Annotated in this window: 22 protein-coding genes; 16 read left to right on the top strand and 6 right to left on the bottom strand. The window is 63.0% G+C overall.

Features of this window, described 5'->3' with window-relative positions; genetic code table 11:
* The first annotated feature begins 45 nt into the window (after positions 1-45).
* The 3 genes from QRM57_RS02015 to tgt all read left to right on the top strand — a co-directional run bounded on the left by QRM57_RS02015 (position 46) and on the right by tgt (position 3,196).
* Positions 46-1,047, top strand: coding sequence for a DUF6707 family protein (locus QRM57_RS02015; protein WP_284985366.1), 1,002 nt, complete (start codon positions 46-48; stop codon positions 1,045-1,047).
* Positions 1,048-1,097: 50 nt separating this feature from the next.
* Positions 1,098-1,808 carry an SRPBCC family protein gene (locus tag QRM57_RS02010; protein WP_284985365.1) on the top strand — a complete coding sequence of 237 codons (711 nt, stop codon included), beginning with the start codon at positions 1,098-1,100 and terminating at the stop codon, positions 1,806-1,808.
* A 116-nt stretch (positions 1,809-1,924) separates the two neighbouring features.
* Positions 1,925-3,196: a tRNA guanosine(34) transglycosylase Tgt gene (gene tgt, locus QRM57_RS02005; protein ID WP_284985533.1), complete on the top strand. Its 1,272-nt coding sequence runs from the start codon at positions 1,925-1,927 to the stop codon at positions 3,194-3,196.
* 22 nt (positions 3,197-3,218) lie between these two features.
* On the opposite strand, the gene QRM57_RS02000 is transcribed toward tgt, so the two are convergent.
* The gene (locus QRM57_RS02000; protein ID WP_235519902.1) at positions 3,219-3,929 is read right to left on the bottom strand and encodes a queuosine precursor transporter; all 711 of its coding nucleotides are present in this window, start codon (positions 3,927-3,929) and stop codon (positions 3,219-3,221) included.
* A 629-nt stretch (positions 3,930-4,558) separates the two neighbouring features.
* On the opposite strand from QRM57_RS02000, the gene QRM57_RS01995 reads away from it, so the two are divergent.
* The 5 genes from QRM57_RS01995 to QRM57_RS01975 all read left to right on the top strand — a co-directional run bounded on the left by QRM57_RS01995 (position 4,559) and on the right by QRM57_RS01975 (position 10,024).
* Positions 4,559-5,968, top strand: coding sequence for an MFS transporter (locus QRM57_RS01995; protein ID WP_284985364.1), 1,410 nt, complete (start codon positions 4,559-4,561; stop codon positions 5,966-5,968).
* Between the two features lie 116 nt (positions 5,969-6,084).
* A complete protein-coding gene (locus QRM57_RS01990; protein ID WP_284985532.1) occupies positions 6,085-6,747 on the top strand; it encodes a response regulator transcription factor in 663 nt (220 codons plus the stop codon).
* Entirely contained in the window at positions 6,744-8,159 is a 1,416-nt protein-coding gene (locus QRM57_RS01985) for a sensor histidine kinase (protein ID WP_257370452.1), read from the top strand. Before QRM57_RS01990 ends, QRM57_RS01985 begins: the two co-directional genes overlap by 4 nt.
* Positions 8,152-9,144 carry a TAXI family TRAP transporter solute-binding subunit gene (locus QRM57_RS01980; RefSeq protein WP_257370453.1) on the top strand — a complete coding sequence of 331 codons (993 nt, stop codon included), beginning with the start codon at positions 8,152-8,154 and terminating at the stop codon, positions 9,142-9,144. Before QRM57_RS01985 ends, QRM57_RS01980 begins: the two co-directional genes overlap by 8 nt.
* Before the next feature lie 43 nt (positions 9,145-9,187).
* Complete coding sequence (locus QRM57_RS01975) at positions 9,188-10,024, top strand: hydroxymethylpyrimidine/phosphomethylpyrimidine kinase (protein WP_374111535.1); 837 nt, start codon at positions 9,188-9,190, stop codon at positions 10,022-10,024.
* A gap of 62 nt (positions 10,025-10,086) precedes the next feature.
* Here QRM57_RS01975 and QRM57_RS01970 read toward each other — a convergent pair whose 3' ends face one another.
* Positions 10,087-11,016 (bottom strand): cytochrome b/b6 domain-containing protein, encoded by a 930-nt coding sequence (locus QRM57_RS01970; RefSeq protein WP_257370455.1) that lies wholly within the window; start codon positions 11,014-11,016, stop codon positions 10,087-10,089.
* 298 nt (positions 11,017-11,314) lie between these two features.
* On the opposite strand from QRM57_RS01970, the gene QRM57_RS01965 reads away from it, so the two are divergent.
* On the top strand, positions 11,315-11,929 hold the full coding sequence (locus QRM57_RS01965) for a TetR/AcrR family transcriptional regulator (RefSeq protein ID WP_284985362.1): 615 nt from the start codon (positions 11,315-11,317) through the stop codon (positions 11,927-11,929).
* A 20-nt stretch (positions 11,930-11,949) separates the two neighbouring features.
* Here the strand turns inward: QRM57_RS01965 and QRM57_RS01960 are convergent, their stop codons facing one another.
* Entirely contained in the window at positions 11,950-12,309 is a 360-nt protein-coding gene (locus QRM57_RS01960) for an NUDIX hydrolase (protein WP_284985360.1), read from the bottom strand.
* 457 nt (positions 12,310-12,766) lie between these two features.
* On the opposite strand from QRM57_RS01960, the gene QRM57_RS01955 reads away from it, so the two are divergent.
* Both QRM57_RS01955 and QRM57_RS01950 read left to right on the top strand, forming a co-directional pair.
* Positions 12,767-13,282 (top strand): hypothetical protein, encoded by a 516-nt coding sequence (locus tag QRM57_RS01955; RefSeq protein ID WP_284985359.1) that lies wholly within the window; start codon positions 12,767-12,769, stop codon positions 13,280-13,282.
* A gap of 88 nt (positions 13,283-13,370) precedes the next feature.
* A complete protein-coding gene (locus QRM57_RS01950) occupies positions 13,371-13,859 on the top strand; it encodes a MepB family protein (protein WP_284985358.1) in 489 nt (162 codons plus the stop codon).
* A 228-nt stretch (positions 13,860-14,087) separates the two neighbouring features.
* Here QRM57_RS01950 and QRM57_RS01945 read toward each other — a convergent pair whose 3' ends face one another.
* Positions 14,088-15,602, bottom strand: a complete 1,515-nt coding sequence (locus QRM57_RS01945) for an XRE family transcriptional regulator (RefSeq protein WP_284985357.1) — start codon at positions 15,600-15,602, stop codon at positions 14,088-14,090.
* A gap of 145 nt (positions 15,603-15,747) precedes the next feature.
* Here QRM57_RS01945 and aceA point away from each other — a divergent pair, with 145 nt between their 5' ends.
* Positions 15,748-17,064: an isocitrate lyase gene (gene aceA / locus QRM57_RS01940; RefSeq protein WP_018778036.1), complete on the top strand. Its 1,317-nt coding sequence runs from the start codon at positions 15,748-15,750 to the stop codon at positions 17,062-17,064.
* 247 nt (positions 17,065-17,311) lie between these two features.
* A complete protein-coding gene (gene aceB / locus QRM57_RS01935) occupies positions 17,312-18,964 on the top strand; it encodes a malate synthase A (protein WP_284985356.1) in 1,653 nt (550 codons plus the stop codon).
* Between the two features lie 217 nt (positions 18,965-19,181).
* On the opposite strand, the gene QRM57_RS01930 is transcribed toward aceB, so the two are convergent.
* Positions 19,182-20,375, bottom strand: a complete 1,194-nt coding sequence (locus QRM57_RS01930) for an MFS transporter (RefSeq protein WP_284985355.1) — start codon at positions 20,373-20,375, stop codon at positions 19,182-19,184.
* 82 nt (positions 20,376-20,457) lie between these two features.
* A complete protein-coding gene (locus QRM57_RS01925) occupies positions 20,458-21,675 on the bottom strand; it encodes an ROK family transcriptional regulator (RefSeq protein WP_284985354.1) in 1,218 nt (405 codons plus the stop codon).
* Between the two features lie 189 nt (positions 21,676-21,864).
* On the opposite strand from QRM57_RS01925, the gene QRM57_RS01920 reads away from it, so the two are divergent.
* The 3 genes from QRM57_RS01920 (at position 21,865) to QRM57_RS01910 (ending at position 25,185) form a co-directional block, all read left to right on the top strand.
* Positions 21,865-22,944, top strand: a complete 1,080-nt coding sequence (locus QRM57_RS01920; RefSeq protein ID WP_284985353.1) for a Gfo/Idh/MocA family protein — start codon at positions 21,865-21,867, stop codon at positions 22,942-22,944.
* Positions 22,941-23,738: a hypothetical protein gene (locus QRM57_RS01915; RefSeq protein WP_284985352.1), complete on the top strand. Its 798-nt coding sequence runs from the start codon at positions 22,941-22,943 to the stop codon at positions 23,736-23,738. Before QRM57_RS01920 ends, QRM57_RS01915 begins: the two co-directional genes overlap by 4 nt.
* Positions 23,739-23,853: 115 nt before the next feature.
* Positions 23,854-25,185 carry an ABC transporter substrate-binding protein gene (locus QRM57_RS01910; RefSeq protein ID WP_257370467.1) on the top strand — a complete coding sequence of 444 codons (1,332 nt, stop codon included), beginning with the start codon at positions 23,854-23,856 and terminating at the stop codon, positions 25,183-25,185.
* The last annotated feature ends 3 nt before the right edge of the window (positions 25,186-25,188 follow it).

The raw sequence follows: 25,188 nt of genomic DNA, 5'->3' as shown, positions 1-25,188 counted from the left end.
TTTGTAGACTGGACGGCGGACCCCAAGAGAACCAAAGGACTTCCGATGACTCACAGCCCAGCCACACAGCAGTACAAAGAAAAGCAGGCTGGGGACCTGCAGCCCGGAGATTTTGTGTTCCCGCCCGGCGACGGGCCGGCCGAGGAAATCCGCGCCATCGAGGTGCAGAAAGACGATTACGGCGTGCCCGCGCTGCTGCTGGTAACAGCGGTCGACGGCGGCACCATCAGGATCGCTTTCGGGTCCAGTGTCCCTGTGGGTGACGGAGTTCCTGCCGGCCCCGGTGCCGAAGCGCCAGTGGACGCACCCGCCGAAGCCGAACCGGACATCAGCAGCCCCGCCGAAGCCGAGGCCGACGCGCCCGCTGGGCCCGCCGTCGTCGTTCCTCCCCGCCCCGAAACCCCGCCCGCGTACACCGGGCCCAGCGCCGAAGAACTCGCACTGATCCCCGAACCGGACGGCACTCCCGAAGCGGTGGTGCGGGCCGCGGCCGCCCAGCACAAGGGCAAGAACGGTGTCCAGGTGCTGGCGGAGCGGCTGGCGAAGGGCATCAACACCAAGTCCGGAAGCTGCCTCCGGGACCTGAGCGACCTCGCCTTCGATCTGTGCATCGTGCTCCGCGATCCGGACCATGCGCTGGCGGTCGCGGACCTGCTGAACGTCCTGCCTTTCGACGGGAACCTGGACCGGTGGGCGTCGATCGAACGTGCTTTGGCGCTGTCCAGTTTCATCTGCCGCGAGGCCGGCCAGTCCGAACGGGCAGCCGTCTACGAAAAACTGCTCCGCGCGCCCGAATCCCAGGAGGAAGACCCCTTCAAGGCCCGGATCAATGCCAGGGTCCGCCAGCGTTCGCTCAACGAACCCAACCTCTACGACAAGGAAATCTTCCGCGCGATCGACAACGGCAACCACGAGGCCGAGCGCGAATGGCGTTTCCTGCGCTTGGAAGCCCTCATGTTCCTGCGTGCCCACGGCGGTTCCAAGACCATTGGCGAGGACGAACTGGCCCGGCGGATCGGCAACGAACTGGAATCGGTGCGGGCCTAACAGGTCCCGGGGCCTGTTATGCCGGGGCGAACGGCGGTAGATTCGGGGCCATGACGAACAATCTGAGCGTTGTGGTTAATGCCGATGCGCAGCAGGTTTGGACCATGCTGCGTGAACCGTCGTTGGTCGCCCAATGGCACGGCTGGGAGGCCGACGACCTTAACGATGAAATCAAACAGATCTACTTCAATACCGATGTCGTGGAAGGGCCCGATCACACCAGCCTGACCGTCAACGGCGGCGACATCTTTGAACTCCACCCTGTCTCCGGCGGCACCGAAGTGCGGATCACCAGGGTTGCCCTGGACCACGATTCCGAGTGGGCCGACTGGGACGAAGACATCACCCAAGGCTGGCTCACCTTCCTGCACCAACTGCGTTTTGCCCTTGAGCGCCATCCGCACGGACACCGGCGGACACATTTTGTCTCCCTCCCCGGCAAGGGCGGTCCGGCGATCGAGAAGTTGGGGCTGGGGGATCTGCCGCCCGTTGGGGAGGAGTACTCGCTCACCCTTGCTACCGGCGAGAAGATCTCCGGCAAAGTCTGGTTCAAGAGCCGGCACCAGGTTGGCCTCACCGTCCACAGCTACGCCGAACACGGGGACGGGCTGCTGATCGTCGCCGAGCAGTTGCCGATCCCGGAGAAAAGGCCCGACGGCGGGTCCATGGTAATTGCCTCCACCTACGATTTGGGGGCCCACACGTTGGCTGACATCCGGTCCTCATGGGACAACTGGAAGGCGGAGAACTACGCGTCGTAAGGCTTCCTCCGCTGGTTACCGCTGGTTACCGCCGGTAAAGCTGGCACACTAGGTAGGTGCCAGCTTCTGTTCCCGTTACCGCGTCAGTTTCCTCCCCGGCTACTTCCCTGCCTGACCTGCCGGGGTTGTCCGCGAGACAATCCGAGTTCTCGTTCACGGTGGGCACCCGCCTGACTGAAACATGCTCGCCGTCGGACGCCCAAGTGGACGCCAACGGCGGCGCTTTCCTTGGCCGGACAGGAACCATCACCACGCCGCACGGAACCATCCAGACGCCCGCGTTCATCGCCGTCGGAACCAAAGCGACCGTCAAGGCCGTGCTGCCGGAGTCGATCGCCGGGTTTGGCGCGCAGGCGGTCCTGGCCAACGCCTACCACCTGTACCTGCAGCCAGGGCCCGAAATCCTCGACGCCGCCGGTGGGCTGGGTACGTTCATGAACTGGTCAGGGCCCACCTTCACCGACTCCGGAGGGTTCCAGGTAATGAGCCTGGGCTCGGGGTTCAAGAAGGTCATCGACATGAAGAACGTCGATTCGTCCGGCCCTGATGACGCCGTAGCACCGGGCAAGGAACGGCTGGCGCACATCGACGATGACGGCGTCTGGTTCAAATCGCACCTGAACGGTGACCGGCACCGCTTCTCCCCCGAGATCTCCATGCAGGTCCAACACAAGATCGGCGCGGACATCATGTTCGCCTTCGACGAGCTCACGACGCTGCAGAATTCCCGGGCCTACCAGGAGGAGTCCCTGGAGCGCACCCGTTTGTGGGCGCTGCGGTGCCTCGAGGAACACGCCTCGTTGACTTCTTCCCGCGTGGGCAAACCGTACCAGGCCTTGTTCGGGGTGATTCAGGGAGCCCAGTACGAGGACCTGCGCCGCAAAGCCTGCCAGGATCTCGGTGCCATGCCCTTTGACGGATACGGGATCGGCGGAGCGTTGGAGAAGGAAAACCTGGGCACCATTGTGCGCTGGTGCAACGAGGAACTGCCCGAGGACAAGCCCCGGCACCTGCTCGGCATCTCCGAACCCGACGACATCTTCACGGCCATCGAGAACGGAGCCGACACGTTCGACTGTGTCTCCCCCACGCGCGTTGCCAGGAACTCAGCGTTCTACACACCCTTTGGCCGGTTCAACTTGTCGGGGGCTAAATACAAAGCCGATTTCGGGCCCTTGCAGGACGGCTGCGACTGCTACACGTGCCAGAACTACTCGCGGGCGTACATCCACCACCTGTTCAAGGCCAAGGAGATGCTCTCCGCAACGCTGATCTCCATCCACAACGAACGCTTCGTGGTGAAGATGGTGGACGATGCCCGTTTGGCCATCGAATCCGGGGACTTCTTTGAGTTCAAGGCGGAGACGCTGGGCCGGTACTACTCCTAGGCCCTGGTTCCAGGCCCTGGTCCTAGGCTGCGACTGCGCCGTAGCTGGGCTCGCGCTTCTTGATCCAGCCGACAACCAGCACCGTGATCGGAACGAACAGGAACTCGACGGCGGTCTTGTACACGAAGCCCACCAGGACGTAGTTGACGAACGAGCCAGCGTCCGAGATCCCGATGACGGATGCCGCGATGCTGCAGAAGATCAGGGTGTCCACGAATTCCCCCACCACGGAAGAACCCATGAGGCGTGCCCATAGGGACTTCTCGCCCGTGCGCTGCTTCATCTTCACCAGGATCCAGGAGTTGATGGTCTGTCCTGCCAGGAAGGCGAGCAGGGAGGCAAGGACGATCTGCGGAACCGGACCCAGGGCGCCCTCGATGGCGGCCTGCTTGGCGGTTCCGTAGTCATCGTTGAAACCGGGCAGGATGATGATCACCCAGTAGCAAAGAGAGGCGAACACACTCAGGGCAAACGAGGTGACGATGGCTTTGCGGGCCACTTTGAAGCCGTAGACCTCGCTCATGACGTCGCCCAGGATGTAGGCCAACGGGAAGAGGAAGAACCCTCCATCAGTGATGATCGGCCCGAGCTCCACACCCTTGGAAGCGCCGATGTTGGACAGGATCAGCACCACGGCCATGACGGCCAACATGATGCCGAAGTACGGGGAACCGATCGAGGCGAAGCGGGGTGCAGGCTTGCTCAGCGTGCTGGAGCCGGAGGGCGAGGGCATGGGTCATCCATTTCGTAGTGGTTCGCGCAGGCCGCCGCATGCTGGCTGCCCCGCTGTATTAGCACTGTGGTGGTGGGGCATCTGGCCCGGCACCGGTTCCATTGTCCCACCACCGATCCTCTCTCACATCCCACCCCCTTCCCACCACCCCTCACTCACACCCCACCCCCTTCCGGTCAACCCTCACTCACACCCCACCCCCTTCCCGCCAACCCTCACTCACACCCCACCCCCTTCCCACCAACCCTCACTCACACCCCACCCCCGGCGCCACAACCGGGAGGGCTGTGAGAGAGCGTCCGCCCCTACCGGGAGGGATGTGAGAGAGCGTCCGCCTCAACCGGGAGGAACGTGAGGGAGCGTCGATAGGTGAGCAGCCGCCGTCGGGCTGTCGTCCCCAACCAAGCCTCGCAACCCGAATCCTAAGGAAGTGTTAGGAAATGCCCCGCGGGCTATGGCTGTGCCGTGCATCACCCATAGTTTGGAATACGTCCTCTTCACCTTGGAGGACCTTTCTTAGTCGACGAAGAGCCATGCGCAAGGACGCCATGAGCACGAGCTTCATGGACAGAACGAACTCAGGCAAGACACGGCCGCCGCAAAACGCTGCCGTCCAGGAAGGTTCATTGATGAGCACCCAGCAAGCTGCACCTCTGAGCGAAGCCGCTCAGACACGCAAAGCCGTGAGCAATATCCTCAAGGGCTCCGCGGGCAACCTCGTGGAGTGGTTCGACCTCTACGTCTATACGGTTTTCGCGGCATATTTTCAGTCGCACTTCTTTAATTCCTCGGACGACCTTCAGGCTGGCCTTGAGGCGATGGCGGTCTTTTCGACGTCGTTCCTTATGCGTCCGATCGGAAGTTGGTTCTTCGGCCGCTACGCAGACCGCAAGGGCCGCAAGGCCGCGCTGACGCTCAGTGTGACCATGATGTCGGCCGGGTCCTTCGCGATCGCGATCCTGCCGACACAGGATGTGATCGGACTTTGGGCCCTGATCCTGCTGGTTTTTATCCGCGTCGTGCAGGGCTTCTCAGTAGGCGGTGAATACGGCACCAGCGCCACGTACATGTCCGAGGCGGCAACGGCAAAGCGCCGCGGCTTCTTCTCCAGCTTCCAGTACGTCACGCTGATCGGCGGCCAGATGCTGGCACTTTTGGTGCTCGTGATTCTGCAGAACACCATGAGCAAGGAAGACCTGACGGCGTGGGGATGGCGTATCCCGTTCGCCGTAGGTGGCGTGGCTGCGCTGGTTGTTCTCTGGCTCCGCCGTTCGATGGAGGAGACCCTCTCGTCCGATCAGCTCCGTGCCGCACATGTGAAAGTGGAGGGCGAGGCCCAGCCTGGCACTATGAAGCTCCTGCTCACTAAGCACTGGACGCCGCTGCTCATCTGCATCGGCATCACCCTCGGCGGTACGGTTGCGTTCTATACGTACACCAACTTCATCCTGAAGTTCATGAACGATACGTCCGGCATCGCCAAGACGGATACCTCCGTGATCAACTTCTGGGCGCTGTTCATCTTCATGCTGCTGCAGCCTGTCTACGGCCTGATTTCGGACAAGGTGGGCCGCAAGCCGCTGCTGATCTGGTTCGGCGTGACCGGCGTCCTGTTCACCTGGCCGCTGCTCTCCACTCTTTCCGGCACCAAGGATCCGTTCATCGCATTCCTGCTGATGCTGGGCGGCCTGCTCATGGTTGGCGGCTACACGTCCATCAACGCACTGGTGAAGGCCGAACTGTTCCCGGCCTCGATCCGCGCCTTGGGAGTAGGACTCGGTTACGCAATCGCCAACTCGCTATTCGGCGGCACCGTCCCACTGATCGGCGCTGCGTTGCAGAAATCCAATCAGGTGGATCTGTTCTTCACGTACGTCACGGCTGCGATTTTCATCTCGCTTCTGGTGTACATCTTCGCGCTGAAGAACAAGACGTCCACGCACTTGGATGCGGAGCAAGGCCACGCGTTCGTGGCGAAGGGCGCTGCGACGGCAACAACGAAGGACGACGACGGCACGAAGGATCGCGTCGACGCCTGACCTTCCTGCCTTGTTAGGCCCGCTCTGCGCACTTTGGGTACTCCGAAGGGCGCAGAGCGGGCCTCACAACGTTAAGCTCTAGTAGCGAACCAGCCCCAATCCAAAGGACCATGACAGTGCACGTGCTCATCGTCGAGGATGACGACGCCATGGCGTCGGCCTTGAGCGCTGCCGTCGCTTCGGCTGGACATACACACACCCGCGTGTCCCGTGGCGAGGATGCGCTGCTGGCCCACCGGGAGCACCAGGTGATCCTGCTGGACCTTGGCCTTCCGGATTTGGATGGCTTGGATGTGCTGCGCAAGCTGCGCCAAGTAACCAACATCCCCATCCTCATCCTGACGGCCAGGGATGACGAGCGGAGCGTGGTCCTGGGTCTCAGGTCCGGAGCAGACGACTACCTGGTCAAGCCCGTGAAGCTCGTGGAATTGCTTGCCAGGATCGAAGCCGTCACCCGGCGCACCAACCGCGGCGGCCAGGAAGCTCCGCACGCCATCGTCCTGGGCGAACTCGAGGTCGACCTCGACCGCCGCCTGGTCGCCGTCGGCCAACGGAAACTCGCCCTGACAGCAACCGAGTTCGACCTCCTCAGCCTCCTCGTCAGGAACGCGGGCTCGGTGGTGACCCGCGAGCAGATCCTGGACGCACTCTGGGGCGACGCGTTCGTGACGCATTCCAGGTCCTTGGACGTGCACCTCACAGGCCTGCGGTCCAAGCTGCAGCTGCCCGGGTTCATCATCAACGTCCGGGGCGTTGGCTACCGGGTAGAGCAGCCGTGAAAGTCCGTGTTCTCAGCATCCTGAGCTTGCTGGTGGTGATCATCGTGGTGACGGTCTCCAGCGTGATCCTGACCTCGGCCAGCCGGGAGCTCACCCAGGAACTTCAGATCAACCGCGTCGCCGCCCTCAACCGCTTCGCGCAACTGGCCAGCGACGCCGCCCAAGACAAAGACACCAGTCAGTTGCAGCGCGAAATGGACCGCTACTCCGAGCTTTACGGCGAGGGAATCCTGATCCGCACACAGGAGGGAACCGTCCGTTCCGGCGGACTCAGCGAAGAGCGGCCCGACGTCCAGGATGCACTGAATCGGGCGAGCCTCAACCTCAGCGACACCACCCTGAACCCCATCAGTGCTTTCGGGACCGGCAACGACATCATTTCCAGGTCCTTCGGCACGGCCAGCCAAGTCCTCGGCGAGGCTGTTGTGGAAGTCAACCTCGATGCCGCCCGGCAAAAGCTGCGGGAGCGATGGCTGGTGGTCGGATTCGCGGCGCTGGCGTTGGCGGCTTTGCTCCTGCTCGCCGCAGCGCGAATCACCGGGTGGGTCCTGCGCCCGGTCAACCGGCTCAGCAGGGCAGTTCACGAGCTCGAAACCACGGGTAAAACAAGCCAACTACCCGACGCCGGACCGCCCGAACTGCGCGAACTCAGCCGCTCCTTCACCGCCATGGCGGACACCGTCACGGCGAGCATGGAGTCCCAGCGCCGGCTGATCGCTGACACATCGCATCAACTTAGAAACCCTGTTGGGGCGCTTCGGCTGCGGATCGATTTGCTGCAGCTGGAACTCAAAGGGCAACCAGAAAAGGCTGCGGCAGCCGGCGTCGTGGCGGAACTTGAGCGGGTTGAGGAAATGCTCGACGGCGTGCTGAAGCTGGCGACGGCGGAACACCGCGCCTTCGAGGGGTCTACCCGCCCGGACCAAGCCGCAGAGCACCAGCGGCAAGCCGTCATCGACCCCCTCCCCATCCTGCAGGGCGAAGTAGAACGGGCCGTACCTGCCGCTCAACGGGCGGGATCCCGGCTGACGCTAGAGGGCCCCGCACACGAAAACCAGATCAACTGCGACCCCGACGAACTTGCCCACATGGTGGGAGAACTCATTGCCAACGCCATCAAGTACGCCCCCGGAGCTACCATCACCGTGGCCACGCAGCAGACGGCAGGCGGGACCGCCGTCGTAATTTCCGACGACGGTCCCGGCCTCCCAGCCGAGCAGCGTGCCGCTTCCACCACCAGGTTCTGGCGGGCCCCGCAGCACAGCAAAATCCCTGGCAACGGTCTGGGCATGACCATCGTGGATCGGCTGGCCCAAGCAAACGGCGGCCGGCTCGTCATTGAGCCGCGCGAGCCTCATGGGCTGACGGCACGGCTCGAGTTTGCGAAACCAGAGGACGCGCAGGATGCCTGAGTCGAAGGTGATGCCCCGGCGGTCTGCACTTAGGGCCGTGCTGGCCGTGGGTGTGGCTGGTCTTTTCCTTCCCGCAACAGCAGCTTGCACCCCGGGCGAACGCCCGCGGAAACTTACGGTGGCCGGTGGCGAACCTGGCGGCTTCTACCTGGAATTCGCCACGTTGCTCGCAGCCTTGCTGCAGAGAGAAGGCGTAGCCGAAACGGCTGAACCTTTGGTTACCGGCGGAAGCTTGGAGAACATCAGGCGGGTGGTGGACGGCGAGGCGACGTTCGCCGTCGCGCTTGCAGATGCGGCAGCCCAGCAGTCAAGCCCCGGCGATCGGCCGGCCCAGCCTGCAGACCTCGTGGCTCTCGGCAAGGTCTACCAGAACTACGTCCACTGCATCGTACGGAAGGACAGTGGCATCCGGAACTTTGCCGACCTCGCGGGCAAGACCGCGGGCGTGGGCGAAGTGGGGTCGGGGACATCCCTCACTGCTCCCAGGATCATCGAGGCCTCCAGCCTGTCATCCGCAAAAACCAGTCCCGCGCTCACCCAAGTGAACCTGGGGCTGAACCAAGGGCTCGCGGCGCTGCAGAACCGGACCATCGACGCTCTGTTCTGGTCCGGAGGCGTCCCCACCGCAGCCATCGCGTCCACTGCCAAGGACGTTGGCCTCCGCTTGGTGGACCTATCGGACCTCATCAACGCAACGCGCTCGCAGTTTGGACCGTTCTACGACCGCGTCCTCATTCCCGCCAACAGTTACGGTGACGCGCCCGCTGTGTGGACGGTCGGCGTCGCCAACCTCCTCCTCTGCCGTAGGGACCTTGCCGACCACGTAGTTCGTCAGACCGTGGAACTGCTGGTGGAACAAGCCCAGGATTTGGTTCCGAAGTCGAGCACCGGTGTGCAATTCCTCAGCCCGGAAACCCTGATCAACACCGCAGGCGTGCCCTTGCACCCTGCCGCGGAGGCGGCGTACCGGACGCTGCACGGCTAGGCCGTTTAGGAGCGGGACCGGAGCAACTGCCAAAATGGAAACCATGACTTCAGCCGTTGCCCCTGCCATTGCCCTGACCATCGCCGGTTCCGAAGCGACCGGTGGCGCCGGCGCGCAAGCGGACCTCAAGACCTTCCAGGAACTCGGAGTGTTCGGCATCGCGAACCTCACGTGCATCGTTTCCTTCAACCCGCAGGACAACTGGAACCACCGCTTTGTGCCGGTGGACCAGCAGGTCATCGCGGATCAACTTGAAGCCACGACGGCGGCCTATGGTGCCGCTTCCGGCGCGCCTTCCGTTTTGGACACCGTGAAGATCGGCATGCTCGGCAGCCCGGCGACCATCAGCACGGTGGAAAAGGCGCTGACGGACGGCGCTTTCGCGAATGTGGTTTTGGATCCTGTTTTGATCTGCAAAGGCCAGGAGCCGGGGCACGCCCTGGACACCGACCAGGCGCTGAAGGCCCAGATCCTGCCGCTGGCTACTTTCGTCACGCCGAACCACTTCGAAGCCGAGTCCTTGTCCGGGCTCACGATTACCGATGAAGAGTCCCTCAAGGCCGCTGCGATCCGCATCCACGAGATCAGCGGCGCAGCAGTCCTCGCCAAAGGCGGGGTGCGGCTGGAAGGCCCGGACGCCGTCGACGTCTATTACGACGGCGAGACGCTGGAAGTCCTGCGCGCTCCGAAGGTTGGCGATGTTGCTGTCTCAGGTGCGGGCTGCTCGTTGGCCGCGGCCGTGACTGCCGAGCTGGCAAAGGGTGCTACACCGCTGGAAGCCGCACGCACTGCCAAGGCCTTCGTCACCGAAGGTATCAAGAACCGAGTATCCTCGGGCGCTCCTTTTGATGCCCTGTGGCAGGGTGGCGCACTGTCCTAGCATTCGTACGAAAGCAGCCGCCGCGGAGTGTTCCGAGACGGCTGCTTTTCTTTGCGTGAGCTTTAGCGTGAGACCTTGCCCATGAGCGAGGCGATGGGACGCAGGAACAGTGGGCGGGCCAGGAACCATGCCGCCGCCGTGAAGACGATGGAAGCCGCGAAGATCCCGAAGCCCCACCAGCTGTAATCGTTGTTGGACGCGTACATGTGGTTCAGGTTGTTCAGCGCGCCAGTGGCCAGCACCAGGGTTACGTGGACGATCACGAAGGCCACGAAGTAGATCATCACCGGGAAGTGGATCTTGCGGGCCAGCTCAATCGGGTAGAACTTGTTGATCGCAGCTTTCTTGGGCCATGCGCCTGACATCCGGATGCCTGTGATGATGGCGAGCGGCGCCGCAATGAACACCGTGACGAAGTAGGTCAGGAGCTGGAGGCTGTTGTAGTTGTTCCAGCCATTTTCAACGGGCCAGTTCAGCGAGGCGTACTGCAGGCCGGCGGAGACGGCGTTCGGGAAAACGTCCCAGTTGGTGGGGACGATCCGCAACCATTGGCCGGTGGCGAAGAGCAACACGATGAAAATAATGCCGTTCAAGACCCAGAGCGCATCCAGCGTCAGGTGGAACCAGAGGTCCAGGCTGATCTTGGTAGGCGGGTTCTTGGTCTTGATGAAGCCCTTGTTGTTCCTGGTCCAGTTGGCTGCCGGCCGCGTGGTGGTGCGCACCTGCCACCCCGAACGGATGATCAGGACAATGAAGAACATGTTCAGGAAGTGCGTCCAGTTAAGCCAGGCAGGGAATCCAGTAGGAGTACCTTCAGGGATCGCTGAATGCCCGGGGTAGTCCGTCAGGAATTGCTGGACCGGCTGAAGGGTCCGGAGCCACTGTGCCACCAGGACCAGGATCAGTGCCACCACCAAAGCTCCTGCGGTGACGGCGACGGGTTTGAACCACCTGTTCGACGTGATCCCGGACGACTTGCTTGAAACGGACATCAGGCCGCGTTCCTCTCTGGCTTGTTTGGCTGCGACCAGTTGGCGCTATATAGCGATTCAACCAGTTGCAGCCCGACGGTGAAAACGGCACCCGGGTTTCGGGGCGTCCGACGTCAAAAATCGCAGCATTCGGATACATGCCGCAACGTGTATTTCTAGAACAGACTTCCAGAATTATTTCCCGTGTTTTAGGGCCAGTCAAGGCTGGCTGCTGGCTATGTAGATTCTTTCGGCGATAGGATTCCAAAAAAAAGCTGCTCGACACTCCGGTGTCCGTCCTGCCCGGAAGGAGCCCTGTATGGTTCGCAAGACGTCCGACGTTGCCAGTAACGCGGGCTCGTGGCAATGGACCCGCACGGCGGCCACCCAGCGCAACTTGTTGGATGCGGCGGCCGGGGTCTTCATCGAACACGGCTTCACCGACGCTGGCATTACTGACATCGTGGCCCGCGCCGGATCAAGTGTGGGCAGCCTGTACCACCACTTCGGCGGAAAGACCGAGCTATTCCTCGCCCTCTGGAACGACTACCAGAACGAACACGAAAGACTCGTCGCAGCCGCCGTAGCGAAAGCAAGGAAGGCCGGCGAGGACGATCCCCTGACACTGTTCAACGTGGGAAGCCGCAGCTACTTCGACTACACGTGGAAGCACCGGGAACTGGAACGTGTGTTCATCGAGGGCGACACTCCCCCGGGCTTCGAAGTGCTCCGGCGGGAACGTGGACGGGAATGGGTCCGGCAGAACTCGGTGCTCCTCGGCACCAGCGATGACACGCTCGGCAGGCTCACAGTCGCGGTGATCACGGACATCGTGACGGTGTCGGGGCAGGAGGTTGCCCTGAGCGCCACCAAGCGTGAGGCCGACGCCGTGGTTGAAGCTGCGGCAGTGCTGGTCCAGCGACTGGTCGGCTAGGACGACTGTGAGCGCCGTTGCTAACGGCTCATAAAGATTTTGCGGACGGAATCTCGCAGGCCTTCAAGAACCTCGGTCTCGGGATCGCTGCGTGCAAGAGCTGCCAAGCCGCGGCAGGCAAGGCCAGCGTCGGTGAGTTCTCCGCTGACGAGAAAATCCATGAGTTCCGAGATGGGAAGAAGTCGGACATGACCGGATTCCGAGTCGTCCCAGGCTGCTTCAAATCTCTCCGACGCGTTGGCTGCGATGACAAGATGCTTACGTCGTGACGAGTTCGCAGCCCACCACTCCGAGCCAGCATAGAAGGCTGATTCTGAGCAGTAGCCGGTTTCTTCCCGTAACTCTCGAAGAGCTGCATCAATGGGTTGCTGCAGAGTCACGGCCTGCAATTACATCCCAGTTGGTTATGGCCCCACTTGGCTCTTCATAGGTTGCACGGTTGATCGTCACGAACCCCGTGTAGGCCGTGGTCGTTCGGAGCTTTTTCCAAGTGTCGGCGACAGGCTTAGCTCTCCTTTTCTAAGGGACGATCCGATCCGAGTACCCATCCAAGCTAAACGAGCTCGACACCTACTGCGCGGATACTTACCCGGGCGTGGCGTCCAGCAAGGGACCCTTGAGCGGAGGCAGGCCGTTAGTCGAATCTGACGAAGGCCCTGACCGACCCTCCTTGGAATTCGTCGGCCTGGGTGTAGCCGAGCGCTTCGTAAAAGGCTTTCTGCTTGGGCTCGTCGTCGGTGACGAGGACTTTCTGGCGTACAAGCGGGTACTCTCCGAGCGCCCGCTAACTCAAGGACTTCACTGATTGATGGCTGACCAACTTACGATCGTGAAACGATGACCACCATGTCTTCGCGAAGATTTCTCATCCAAGGCCTTGCCGTTGCCATCCTCGCTGCCCTCACGGGGTGTGGAGCAACGCCGAGCACCACCCCACCCACCAACACCGCGGAGCAGACTATGGGACCAGAACAAGCCCGCACGGAATACCTCGACATCTTCACACAAATTCAGGGGCTCGCCCCTGGCGACTGGACGAAAATTACACCAGATAAACCCGGCATGGCCTGCCCCCTGCCGGACGGGACCGGGGGTACTCGGTTCAATTACGACAGTACGCAGGGAGCGATCTCAGAAGATCAGGCTGAAGCGATACATAAGTCGGTAAAGGAAGTTTTTGAAAGCAACGGCCTGAGCGTTGTACAAACACAGCCTTCGGGGGCGAACCGAGACCAGACGACCACAGGCTTTGGAGATGGCAAGTTCTCCATGCAGCTTGGAACGAGCAGCTTCGGAACCACCCTCGGCGGCAACACTCGATGCGCGCCGGATCCCGAGGGTAAATTCCGGTAGCAAGCAGTGACCAGCGGTCGACCCTGGCACAGTAATCAATGGCAATAGCTCGGAGCAGTCTCTATTCTTCAACGAGTAAAATTCGGGAGTGAGTTTCAGTGCACTCAAATACTTCGCCGACTGCGTCCAGGCTTCGGATGATCCGCAGCCCATCATCAAGGCAGAAGAGCAGAACGGCGACTATGAATCTGGAGTCGTACTATTTGGGAAAGAGTGGTGGCGAATCCGCACGGCCCGGATCACGCCGACGAAGCCGGGCGCCTTTGTCGCGGTCTGGAAGCGTGACGGAGGCGGATCGACCAGACCGTTTATGGCTGACGAGTTGATGTCGGGACTGATGGTCTTTGTAGAAGAGCGGGGCCGGTTCGGGGTCTTCCGATTCTCCCCCTCGCACCTGATCTCGCTTGGATACGTCACTTCCGAATTCCATCCAGGCAAGCGCGGCTTCCGCGTCTATCCCGCATGGTGCTCCGACCTGAATCCTCAAGCGTCACGCACCCAGCGCGCTCAAGCCGACGCGTTCGTAGAGCTTCCTTCACGCAGTGTGCCGTGGACCGAAACCGGTCGCGCAGACTAACTGGTCCCGCGCAGAGCCGAATCTACCGTGTAAGGAAGTCCCCGCCGTTCCGGGGATACTGGATCCCCTTAAGTTTGGGACATTGCTTCACGAGGGGGAACGTGAGCGAGCGTCCGATCCAAACCGACGGGACGTGAGCGAGCGTCCACCCCAAGCGGGCGGAACGTGAGCGAGCGTCCACCCCAAGCGGGTGGGATGTGAAGGAACGTTGGGGGTTGGCGTTGGGGGTCAGCGTTCGGAGTGCGCCGCCAGGAAGGAGTAGACCTCGGTCTCGTCCACGCCGGGGAACGCTCCGGGAGGCATGGCCGCGAGCAGGTGGGAGTGTGCACGGGCGGAGGGCCACGCGTTGCCGGCCCACTCGTTCGCCAGCGAGGCAGGTGGCCTCTTGCAGCAGTTTGGGTCCGGGCAGTTGGACGTGGCACGGGCAGTCGTCTCCCGGCCCCGGAACCACTTGACGTGCTGGTACGGGACCCCGATGCTCAATGAAAACTCGCCGGCCGCGGACCGTTCAGTCCGTGCAGTGCACCAGTAAGTGCCCGATGGAGTGTCCGTGTACTGGCTGTAGGCACTGAACTTGTCCGGCACGTCGAACACCGCCCGGGAGGTCCATGCCTTGCACGACGGCTGCCCTTCGATGGCCCCCGTGTGGTCCTGCGGGAAGTTCACGCCGTCGTTTTCGTACGCCTTGTAGATGATGCCGGACTGGTGGGTCTTCTGGAAATGCGTAGTGATGCCCAGGTGTTGGGTGGCCAGGTTGGTGAAGCGGTGGGCGGCCGTTTCATAGGACACGGCGAAGGCATCGCGGATGTCTTCCACGGCAATTTCCTTGGCGGCTTTGGCCTTCTGCAGGAACTCCACGGTGGCATGCTCCGGCAGCAGGAGCGCAGCGGCGAAATAGTTGGTAGCCACCCGCTGAGCCAGGAAATCGCCGTAGTTCCGCGGAGTTTCATGGCCCAGTACGTAGTGGCCCAAGGCCTGCAGCAAAACAGACCTGGGATCGTGATCCTGCCGCTGGTTCTGCGTGAGATAAATTCTGCGGTTCTTCAAATCCGTCACCGAACGGGTGGAATGCGGCAAATCCCCTACGTGGTGCAGCGTGAAACCGAGGTTCTCGGCGATGTCCGCAATGACGTGCTGGCTCAGCGGACCGGTGGTGTAGCCGACCCCTTTGAGGACCTTCTGCGCTTCGGCCTCATACTCAGGGAAATAGTTGCCGCGCTCGCGCATCATGGCACGCAACTCGCCATTTGCGCGGCGAGCTTCCTCCGGCGTCGCGGCTTGCTCATTGAGCTTGCGTTCAAGCTCCTGAAGCAGCCCCACCTGGGACTCCAGGACTTCCAGTGGAAGCCGCGAACTGATGCGGATTTTGGGCAGGTTGAGCGACTCGTACAGGGGTCCGCGCTGATACCTTTCGAGCTCGATTTCGAGGGCGGCGCGGCGGTTGGGCGGCTCGGCCCCGAGCAGCTGATCGATGCTGACGTTGAGTGCGGCGGCCAGCTGCTGCAGCAGCCCCAGTTTGGGCTCGCGCTTGCCGTTTTCGATGAGGCTCAACTGGCTTGGAGCGGTCCCGACGGCGGCACTCAAGCCGTCCAGCGTCAGCCCGGCCTGCTTGCGCAGGTGCCGCACGCGGCGGCCAAGGCTGATGACGTCCAGTTCCGGGGACGCAGGGGACGACGACGGCGACACTACTTCGCGATTCCAGCTCACAGGCGACATTTTTTGAGAATACGCGAAGAAGTGCATTTCTTTCCATAGTTTTCCTCTAGAAAGCCTCTTGAAAGTGCAGAAAAGTAGGTCCTACGAAAAGGAAATACAGACCCCGGGCTACCCGGCCGATGCCGCAACGAAGCAGCAGAGGCCGGGCCGGGCACCACCTAGGAGACAGATAATGACCGCTTCATTTGAACCAGCAGAGCAGAGTGCAGAGCAGCAGGCCGCAGCGCTGGAACTTGAATGGTCCGCCAACCCGCGGTGGGAAGGCGTCACCCGTGATTACTCGGCATCAGATGTCGTTCGCCTCCGCGGCCGGGTCTCCGAAGAGCACACCCTGGCCCGCCGCGGCTCGGAGAAGCTCTGGAAGCAGCTCACCGAGGAAGCTCCCACGGGCGGATACACCAACGCTTTGGGCGCACTGACCGGCAACCAGGCTGTCCAGCAGGTCAAGGCCGGCCTCCGGGCCATCTACCTCTCCGGTTGGCAGGTGGCCGCGGACGCCAACCTCTCCGGCCAGACCTACCCGGACCAGTCCCTGTACCCGGCCAACTCGGTGCCCCAGGTTGTCCGCCGCATCAACAACGCCCTGCTCCGCGCAGACCAGATCGAATACGCCGAGGGCGTCAAGACCGTCGAGGACTGGCTCGTCCCGATCGTCGCCGACGCCGAAGCCGGCTTCGGTGGCCCGCTCAACGCCTACGAACTCATGAAATCCATGATCACCGCCGGCGCCTCGGGCGTTCACTGGGAAGACCAGCTGGCATCGGAGAAGAAGTGTGGCCACCTCGGCGGCAAGGTCCTGATCCCCACGCAGCAGCACATCCGGACCCTGAACGCAGCCCGACTGGCAGCCGACGTCGCCGGAACCCCGACGGTGGTCATCGCCCGCACCGACGCCGAAGCAGCAACCCTGATCACCTCAGACGTTGACGAGCGCGACCAGGAATTCATCACGGGCGAACGCACCGCCGAGGGCTTCTACAAGGTCCGCAACGGCATCGAACCCTGCATCGCCCGTGCCAAGGCCTACGCACCGTACTCCGACCTTATCTGGATGGAGACGGGCACCCCGGACCTGGAACTGGCACGCAAGTTCGCCGAGTCGGTCAAGGCTGAGTTCCCGGACCAGATGCTCTCCTACAACTGCTCCCCGTCCTTCAACTGGCGCAAGCACCTGGACGACACCACCATCGCCAAGTTCCAGCGCGAACTTGGTGCCATGGGCTTCACGTTCCAGTTCATCACTCTGGCCGGCTTCCACGCCCTGAACTACTCGATGTTCGACCTCGCCCACGGCTACGCCCGTGAAGGCATGAGCGCCTACGTCGAACTCCAGGAAAAGGAATTCGCCTCTGAATCCCGCGGCTACACCGCCACCAAGCACCAGCGCGAAGTCGGAACCGGCTACTTCGACGACATCGCCACTGCGCTCAACCCGAACGCATCCACTTTGGCCTTGGTGGGATCCACCGAAGAGGGCCAGTTCCACTAACCACTTCGCCCAAGGTGAGTTTCCGCTCACCGGAAGGCACGACGGCGGCACTCCCCCGGGTGACGCAGCAGCTTGGAGGGGGAACCCGGAAGCGTGCGTAAAAGGGGCCCTGTCCCGGACGCCGGCCGAGCCCTGCGAGGCCAAGCGGCCGGGATGGGGAATAGCACGCGGAGGGTTTCCCCTCCATGCACAACCGACTCAGGCGAGTACCGCCGTCGAACATTTGCTTCTCATAGGAGAGATTGAAATGAACAGCTTCACCGACAACTTCACTATTAATGGCATTACGTTGACCGCGCAGCCCATTTGCCGGCAGAACGAGGTTTTGACGCCGGATGCGCTTGAGTTCGTCGGCAAGCTGCACCGGGCTACGGCTGATCGTCGTCAAGAGCTGATGCAGGCTCGGCACGCACGTCGTAACCAGATCTCGAGTGGCCAGGATCCGCGTTTCCTGCCGGAGACCGAGGGCATCCGCAATGACCCGTCGTGGCGGGTGGCTCCCCCTGCACCTGGTTTGGAGGACCGCCGCGTGGAGATCACCGGTCCGGTGGATAAGAAGATGACCATCAACGCCCTGAACTCGGGGGCAAAGGTGTGGCTGGCGGACATGGAAGACTCGTCGACGCCGACGTGGCGCAACGTCATCCAGGGCCAGCTGAACCTGACCGACGCGCTGGAGCGCCGGATCGATTTCACGTCCCCCGAGGGCAAGGAATACAAGCTCAAGTCTGCCGAGGACCTGCCCACCATTGTGGTCCGTCCCCGCGGCTGGCACCTGCCGGAGAAGCACATGCTGATCGACGGCAAGCCGATTGCCGGCGGGATCGTTGACTTCGGCCTGTATTTCTTCCACAACGCCCGGCGGCTCCTGGCCCAGGGCAAGGGACCGTACTTCTACCTGCCGAAGATCGAGAACCACCTCGAAGCCCGGCTCTGGAACGACATCTTTGTGCTGGCACAGGACCTTCTCGGCATCCCGCAGGGCACCATCCGCGCCACGGTGCTGATCGAAACCATCACGGCCGCGTTCGAAATGGAGGAGATCCTGTACGAACTGCGCGACCACGCGAGTGGTTTGAACGCCGGCCGGTGGGACTACATTTTCTCGCTGATCAAGAACTTCCGTACCCGCGGGCCGCGCTTCGTGCTCCCGGACCGCGGCCAGGTCACCATGACCCAGCCGTTCATGCGGGCCTACACCGAGCAACTGGTCCGCGCTTGCCACCGGCGAGGTGCCATGGCAATTGGGGGCATGGCAGCCGCTGTCCCTAACCGCAAGGACGAGGCAGCCAACCAGGCATCGTTTGAAAAGGTTCGTGCCGACAAGACCCGCGAGGCCAACGACGGTTTCGACGGATCCTGGGTTGCCCACCCGGACCTGGTGCCGGTCTGCCGCGAAGTGTTCGACTCAGTTCTCGGTGATCGTCCAAACCAGCTGGACCGTTCCCGCGAGGACGTCACCCCCGATGACCGTGCACTGATCGACATCGCCAGCACGGAAGGCACCATCACCGAGGGCGGCGTGCGCCTGAACATCGAGGTAGGTATCCGCTACATCGAGTCCTGGCTGCGCGGTAACGGGGCCGTGGCTATCCACAACCTCATGGAGGACGCCGCCACCGCGGAGATCTCGCGCTCCCAGCTGTGGCAGTGGATCCACTCCCACGCGATCACCGACCACGGCGACATCATCACCCGCGAATGGGTCGAGGACATGCTGGACGAGGAATTCGCCCGCCTGGAACGCTTCGACGGAGACCGCTTCGCTGACGCCCGCGCCATCTTCGAGGAAGTCACCCTGGCAGAGGAGTTCCCCACCTTCCTGACCATCCCCGCCTACGCCCGATTCCTCACCGAGGCCAAGGAAGAGGCCACGGAAGAGGAGCTCGTCGCCGCCTAAGGAGGCACCACAAGCCCCGCGACACACGCCGCGGACACCACGCCCCGACGCTGGGCTGCCTGCACTCTTCGCAACAAGTGACCCCGATGGTCGGGGAGGCAGCCCAGCAACGGGGCTTCTCCATGTCCGGAGCGCACCCCAATTCGACGACTCGCTGCACGCAAGACGCTTCCTACCGTCTAATCCGCAGCAACCCATCGAAACGGGCACGCCAGAGCTAGCGTTGCCGGGCCACCCAGCGCACGGACAAGGTGGTGCATATACAGAACGCGAGCACGGAGCCGAGGATCACGAAAAGCGGGACGGTCCAGCCGCCGGAAACACTGTGCACGAAACCAACGATGGTGGGCGCCAATGCCGCGAAGCAGTAGCCAACACCCTGCACGACGGCGGACATCTTCCCGGCGGCTGCCTGGGAGTGCGCGAACTTGATGATGGCAATGAAGATCACCGTGATGCCGCCGCCTTGCGCAATGCCTCCCATGGAGGACCACAGCCACCAGAACCCGGGAGCCAGCAACAGGCCCACGGGAACGGTCAGCCACAACGCACTCAAGGTGACCGCCACCGTCGTCGTACTGGCCAAGCGGGCCAGGAGCGGTACGCCCAGGCCGCCAACAATCGCGAAGATCTGGAAGAGCGAGGAACCGGCACCGGCTTCGGCTGTGCCCATGGCGAGCTCATCAGCGAGGAAACTGGGCAGCCAGGCGGTGACGCCGTAGTAGGAGAAGGCCTGGCCAGCGAAGCCCACTGTCAGGCCGACCGTCAGCCAGCCGACGCCGGCCACCTGGCCGGCCCCCGTTGCGGCAGGGATGGGAACAGCTGCGGGAACAAAAGCTCGCCGTGCACCAACTGTGGGCACCCAGAACACAATCGCGGCCAACGCCAGCAGTGCACTGGCGGCCAGGGCAAGCCGCCAACCCATCAACTCCGCCAGAGGTGCTGTGGCCACGGAGGTCAGGAACGAGCCCACATTCAAAGCTGCCGTGTAGACGCCCATGGCGGTGGCTTGGCGCCGGGGCGCGAAGTCGCGTCGGATGATGAGCGGCACCGCGATGTTGCCGATGGTGATGGCCACGCCAATGATGACCGTGCCGGCCATGACCAGGGCACCACCGCCGCTGGAGCGGATCACCACACCAGCCAATACCCCAAGCAGGGTGAGCATCACCGCGAACTCGGCTCCGAGGCGCCGCCCGGCCAACGAGGCCAAAGGGGACGCCAAGGAGAAGCAGAGCACGGGAATGCCGGTCAGCAGCCCGAGTTCCACCGGCGAGAATCCGAGGTCCCGCCGCAGCGAATCCACCACTGGCGCCACGGCAACGAAAGGCCCGCGCATGTTCAGGGCAATGAGCCCAATGCACGCGAGGATCAGCCAGCCGCGTGGGACTTTGGCGAGGAATTGACTCATTGGACGGACCGGGAGGGGGAGAAAATAGGCATCACTTTCATTGCTATCACGCCGCCGCAGGGCAGCCGGTCACAAACAAGACTTAGCCGGCAGCTTGCAGCGTGGCTTCGATCACGGCCGGCGAAAGAACATGTTGCGTGACCATTTGGCTCGCGCCCAGGATGGCCGCACGGTCCCCGGCCATGGTGATACCGATGCGCAGGTGGGTGGTGGCCAGTGGCAGGGACCGCCGGTAGACCACTTCGCGGATGCCGGCTACGAGGTGTTCGCCGGCCTCCCCCACGCTGCCGCCAATGATGATCATGGACGGATTGAGCAGGTTGACCACGGTGGCCAATACGTCGCCAACGTCGCGCCCGGCCTGACGCAGCGCCTGGATGGCCTGCAGGTTTCCCTCGCCCACGAGCCGCAAAACGTCCCCGCCCGTGGCAGCTTCGAGACCCTGGGCCTTGAGTTGGCGGGCGACGGCGGGACCTGAGGCCAGCGCTTCGAGGCAGCCGTAGTTGCCGCATCGGCAGAGGACGTCATCGCCGCGGGGAACGCGGACGTGTCCAAGGTCGCCGGCAGTGCCGTTGGCGCCGCGTTGCAACTCGCCGCTGCTGATGATGCCTGCACCGATGCCAGTAGCGACCTTGATGAACAGGAAGTTGTCGTGGTCGGGCCAGAATGCGGTCCGTTCACCGAGGGCCATGATGTTGACGTCGTTGTCCACCAAAACCGGAACGGGCAGCAATCGCTGAACGTAAGTGACGACGTCGAATCCGTCCCAACCGGGCATGATGGGCGGCTTCACGGGCCGCCCGGTGGCATGCTCAACAGGCCCTGGCAGTCCGATGCCCATTCCGGCGAGGTCCCCGAGCTCCCGCCCTGCCTCCGCGAGGAGCTCACGCCCCGCGGAAACCAAACGGCCCAGGACCACTTCGGGGCCGTCGGCGACTTCCTGGCCAAGCCGCCGCTCAGCGAGGATGCTGCCGCTGAGATCGGTGACGGCAACAATCACGTGGGTTGCGCCGACGTCGACCGCCAGGACCACGCGCGCAGCCGGGTTGAAAGCGAAGCGCGACGGCGGCCTGCCGCCGCTGGAGCTGGCCTCCCCTGCCGGACCGACCAGACCCGAACTAATCAGGGCATCGATGCGGGAAGCGACCGTTGAACGGGCGAGCCCAGTGGTGACGGCAAGTTCGGCACGGGTGCGGGCCTGGCCGTCGCGGAGAAGTTGGAACAGGTCGCCAGCGCGCGAAAGGTTGCCGGCCTCCACCACGGAGGCATTTCCGGCGTCGTGTCCGCTGGCTGAAGTCATGCCTTTAGTGAAACACGATTGCTTATGCGTGTCATGCAGCAGAAGTATGTCGGCCCTATTTCAACTTTTGCTTGACGCTCGGCAAAAGTCCCCCTAGGTTGTGATGAGCAGCACATCAAGGCGATCGATACTCACCATCTCCCGCATCGATTCACCTCCAGAAGTCCGCTTACGAAGAGGTAACTGAACTTGTCCAGCCACACAGACGCCACCCGCCCTTTGGGTGTTGGCATCCTCGGCGCCGGCCCGGTCACCCAGGCCATCCACTTGCCGTCCCTCGCCCGGCTCGGCGACATCCTCACCGTCCGGCACATCATGGACGTCGACCCCTCCGTCGCCGAATCCGTCGCCGCCCGCGTCGGTGCAACCCACAGCACCAGCGTCGAAGCCCTCCTCAGCGATCCCGCCGTTGAGATTGTCGCGATCTGCAGCCCCCACCAGTTCCACGCCGAACAAGTTATCGCCGCCTGCCATGCCGGCAAGAAGGCCGTCCTCTGCGAGAAGCCTTTTGCCATGAACGCCGGAGAAGCCGCACGAATCTCGGCAGTCAGTGCCGAGACGGGCGTGCCGATCATCGTCGGTGCCATGCACACGTTCGATCCGGGCTGGCTCGCCGCCCAGGACAACTGGGGCGCCCTCCCGGAGACCACGCACACCATCCGCTCCTCGATCGTCCTCCCACCCAACGCCCGGTTCGAGGACTTCGCGACCGAGATCATCACGCGGCCCGCTGGTGGCACTCCTGATTACTCCGACCCTGAGGTCATCAAGGGCGCACTCCGGGGCGGCATCATGGGCCTGGCCATCCACGACCTCCCGCTGATCCGCCGGTTCACCCCGGATTTCAAGGACATCGAGGTGCTCGAGGCACGCCACGTCCGCCCCTTCGGTTACGTCATCTCGCTGCGCACCCCCACCCGGACCATCGAACTCCGCGCGGCCATGAACAACACATGGAAGCCGGAATGGAGCTTCGAAGCCATCTCCGATGCCGCTGCCCTGCACATCGACTTCACACCGTCATACGTGCAGGCCGGTTCAGCCACCGCCACCCTGACGCGGGGCACCACGACCACGGTGCTCGGCCCCTTCGACCACAACGGTTACGAAGGTGAGTGGCGCGAACTCGCGGCCCTGGCCACGGGAGCGAAGCAGCCGCCCACCGCGCAAACCCTGATTGACGACCTGACCTTCGCGTTGGACATTGCCGACGCCACGGTAGCCAGCCTTGAGACGCAGCACGCAGTTACCGAAGGAATCCGCGCATGAGCCACCCGTACACAGTCAAGGCTGCGCCCGAGGCGCAGGCGGCCGGTGCCGTGGCCTTGGTGGTCGCATCCCTTCCCGAATCGTTCGGTCCGGACGCCGAAGCAAAAGCCGACGTAGTTGTCGTTTCCGGCCAGCCCGGATGGACCACCGAGGCAGCCACCGCCATTGACGGCGGGGCTCGCGGCATTGTGGTGATCAACCCTGCACCGGAAAACACCGACTCGCTCGCGGCAGCCGCCGAACGCAGCAACACCGCAGTGGTCCTCGACCAGCGCTGGGCATCCAACCCAGCAATGCCGGCAGCCGAGGATGCAGTCCGCTCCCTCGCCGGACGTGCCGCGATGCTCGACACCGTCGCAACCGCCCCGGCCGGCACCAACTCCGGTGAGCTGCTGGCGGACCATCTTGCCGCCGTCGTACGCGTTACCGGTCCGCTGGACGGCCTCCGCCTCCTCCACCGCGGACCGCGGGGCTACACGGCGACGGCGGTGCTCGCCAACGGCGCGCCGGTGGCGCTGCAAGGCATCCTGTCCGACGCCCGGCCCGCGTCCCTGCAGCTCAGCATGCTGGTTGACGACGGCGGCGTCAGCCTCACGCTGCCCGAACCGTCCGCGGCGTGGCCGGCCACGGTCAAGGTCACCGGTCCGCACGGCGAACTGCTTCTGCCCACCCTGTACGAGTCCGCCCACCGCGCCACGTGGCGCCGGCTGAAGGAACACCTCGACGCAGGCATCGTCCCCTCAGATCTGCGCCACTTCGCGGAACTGACCGAATCCGTTTCCACCCTCACCTGAATCACCGCAACACAAAGCAGTACCAGCCATTCAGTATCCGTTTGCCCTACTCAAAGTTGAGCTGGACCGGCGTAGCGACGCGGACTCCGCGTTGCCGGTCCCGAAAGGAATCACTATGAATGTTCAGTCCACAGCCAACAAAGCATTCTCCCGCCGCGGCTTCCTCGGCCTGACCGCCGCCGCGGCCTCAGTGCCGCTTCTCGCCGCCTGCGGAGGTGGCTCAGCCAGCCAGGGCGGCGGTGGCGGCGGCGCCGGTGGCACTATCAAGTTCTGGGATATGCCGTGGGCAACACCGGCCTACAACGATTCCGCCAAGAAGATCGCTGAAGGCTTCTCCGGCGCCAACAACGCCAAGGCCAACTACCAGATCATCCAGTGGAACAACTTCTACCAGACGTTCTCCTCGGCCATCGCTTCCAAAACCGGTCCGGCTGTTTCCACCGGTGGTGGCTTCCAGGCGTTCCAGTTTGATCAGCAGGGTCAGATCGCCTACGCAGACAAAGTCATCGAGAAGATGAAGGCCAACGGCCAGTTCGACGACTTCCTTCCGGGAGTGCTGGATCCGTTCAAGTCGGACAAGGGCTATGTCGCAGTTCCGTGGCAGCTGGACATGCGCGTGTTCTGGTACCGCAAGTCCCTGTTCGAGAAAGCCGGGGTTTCCCTGCCCACCGACTGGCCATCCCTGCTCGAAGCCGGCAAGGCACTGAAGAAGGTTGGCGCGTTTGGCTTCGCCACAGGCGCCGGTTCGGGCAACAACTACGGCAACCACTCCATGATCATGATGATGGTCAACAACGGCGGCGGCGTCTGGAACAAGAACGGCGAACTGGACCTCCTCAACGACCGCAACGTCGAAGCCATGGAATTCGTCCTGGAACTCGTATCCAACGGCATCATCGATCCTGCCGCGGTCAGCTACACCACGGACAACATGTCGGCACAGTGGAAGGACGGCAAGGCAGGCTTCGGCCTCTTCCAGGTCAACGTTCCCCAGCGCGTGGGCGACACCTCCGGCGACCTGCTGGTGGCCGACCCCATCACCGGCCCGCACGGCGACAAAGCCACCATCGTGTTCCCGAACAACATCATGATGTACAAGAACACCCCCTCCCAGGAGGCCTCCGAAGAGTTCCTTGTCTACTACATGGGCCAGCTCAAGGAACTGTGGAAGCAGAAGCTCATGTCCGCGCTTCCGGTCTTCAAGTCGATCACCGAAACGCCCGAGTTCGCCAATGACCCCAACAACGTCAAGATCGTCAAGGACTGGCAGCCCATCGCCAAGACGTTCGCTTCCCAGGGCAGCACCCTCAACGCCAACCTCGCAGCCCTCGACGGCGGCCAGGCCCTCAACCAGTTCAGCCAGTCCATCCTGACCGGCCAGGCAAAGGACGCCAAGAGCGCCCTGCAGACGTTCCAGTCCGGCCTCGAATCCGTCCTGAAGAAGTAGAAC

This window comes from Arthrobacter sp. fls2-241-R2A-172, assembly GCF_030208885.1.
In the GTDB taxonomy this organism is placed as follows: domain Bacteria; phylum Actinomycetota; class Actinomycetes; order Actinomycetales; family Micrococcaceae; genus Arthrobacter.
Note: the sequence above shows the minus strand (reverse complement) of the source record. Positions and strands in the feature narration are given on the sequence as shown.

Coding starts and splice junctions, on each gene's coding strand:
- QRM57_RS02010 (WP_284985365.1), top strand. CDS start 1,098: ATGACGAACAATCTGAGCGTTGTGGTTAATGCCGATGCGCAGCAGGTT.
- QRM57_RS02015 (WP_284985366.1), top strand. CDS start 46: ATGACTCACAGCCCAGCCACACAGCAGTACAAAGAAAAGCAGGCTGGG.
- QRM57_RS01955 (WP_284985359.1), top strand. CDS start 12,767: ATGACCACCATGTCTTCGCGAAGATTTCTCATCCAAGGCCTTGCCGTT.
- QRM57_RS01910 (WP_257370467.1), top strand. CDS start 23,854: ATGAATGTTCAGTCCACAGCCAACAAAGCATTCTCCCGCCGCGGCTTC.
- QRM57_RS01995 (WP_284985364.1), top strand. CDS start 4,559: ATGAGCACCCAGCAAGCTGCACCTCTGAGCGAAGCCGCTCAGACACGC.
- QRM57_RS01975 (WP_374111535.1), top strand. CDS start 9,188: ATGACTTCAGCCGTTGCCCCTGCCATTGCCCTGACCATCGCCGGTTCC.
- aceB (WP_284985356.1), top strand. CDS start 17,312: ATGAACAGCTTCACCGACAACTTCACTATTAATGGCATTACGTTGACC.
- QRM57_RS01930 (WP_284985355.1), bottom strand. CDS start 20,375: ATGAGTCAATTCCTCGCCAAAGTCCCACGCGGCTGGCTGATCCTCGCG.
- aceA (WP_018778036.1), top strand. CDS start 15,748: ATGACCGCTTCATTTGAACCAGCAGAGCAGAGTGCAGAGCAGCAGGCC.
- QRM57_RS01915 (WP_284985352.1), top strand. CDS start 22,941: ATGAGCCACCCGTACACAGTCAAGGCTGCGCCCGAGGCGCAGGCGGCC.
- QRM57_RS02000 (WP_235519902.1), bottom strand. CDS start 3,929: ATGCCCTCGCCCTCCGGCTCCAGCACGCTGAGCAAGCCTGCACCCCGC.
- QRM57_RS01965 (WP_284985362.1), top strand. CDS start 11,315: ATGGTTCGCAAGACGTCCGACGTTGCCAGTAACGCGGGCTCGTGGCAA.
- QRM57_RS01945 (WP_284985357.1), bottom strand. CDS start 15,602: ATGCACTTCTTCGCGTATTCTCAAAAAATGTCGCCTGTGAGCTGGAAT.
- QRM57_RS01980 (WP_257370453.1), top strand. CDS start 8,152: ATGCCTGAGTCGAAGGTGATGCCCCGGCGGTCTGCACTTAGGGCCGTG.
- QRM57_RS01970 (WP_257370455.1), bottom strand. CDS start 11,016: ATGTCCGTTTCAAGCAAGTCGTCCGGGATCACGTCGAACAGGTGGTTC.
- QRM57_RS01925 (WP_284985354.1), bottom strand. CDS start 21,675: ATGACTTCAGCCAGCGGACACGACGCCGGAAATGCCTCCGTGGTGGAG.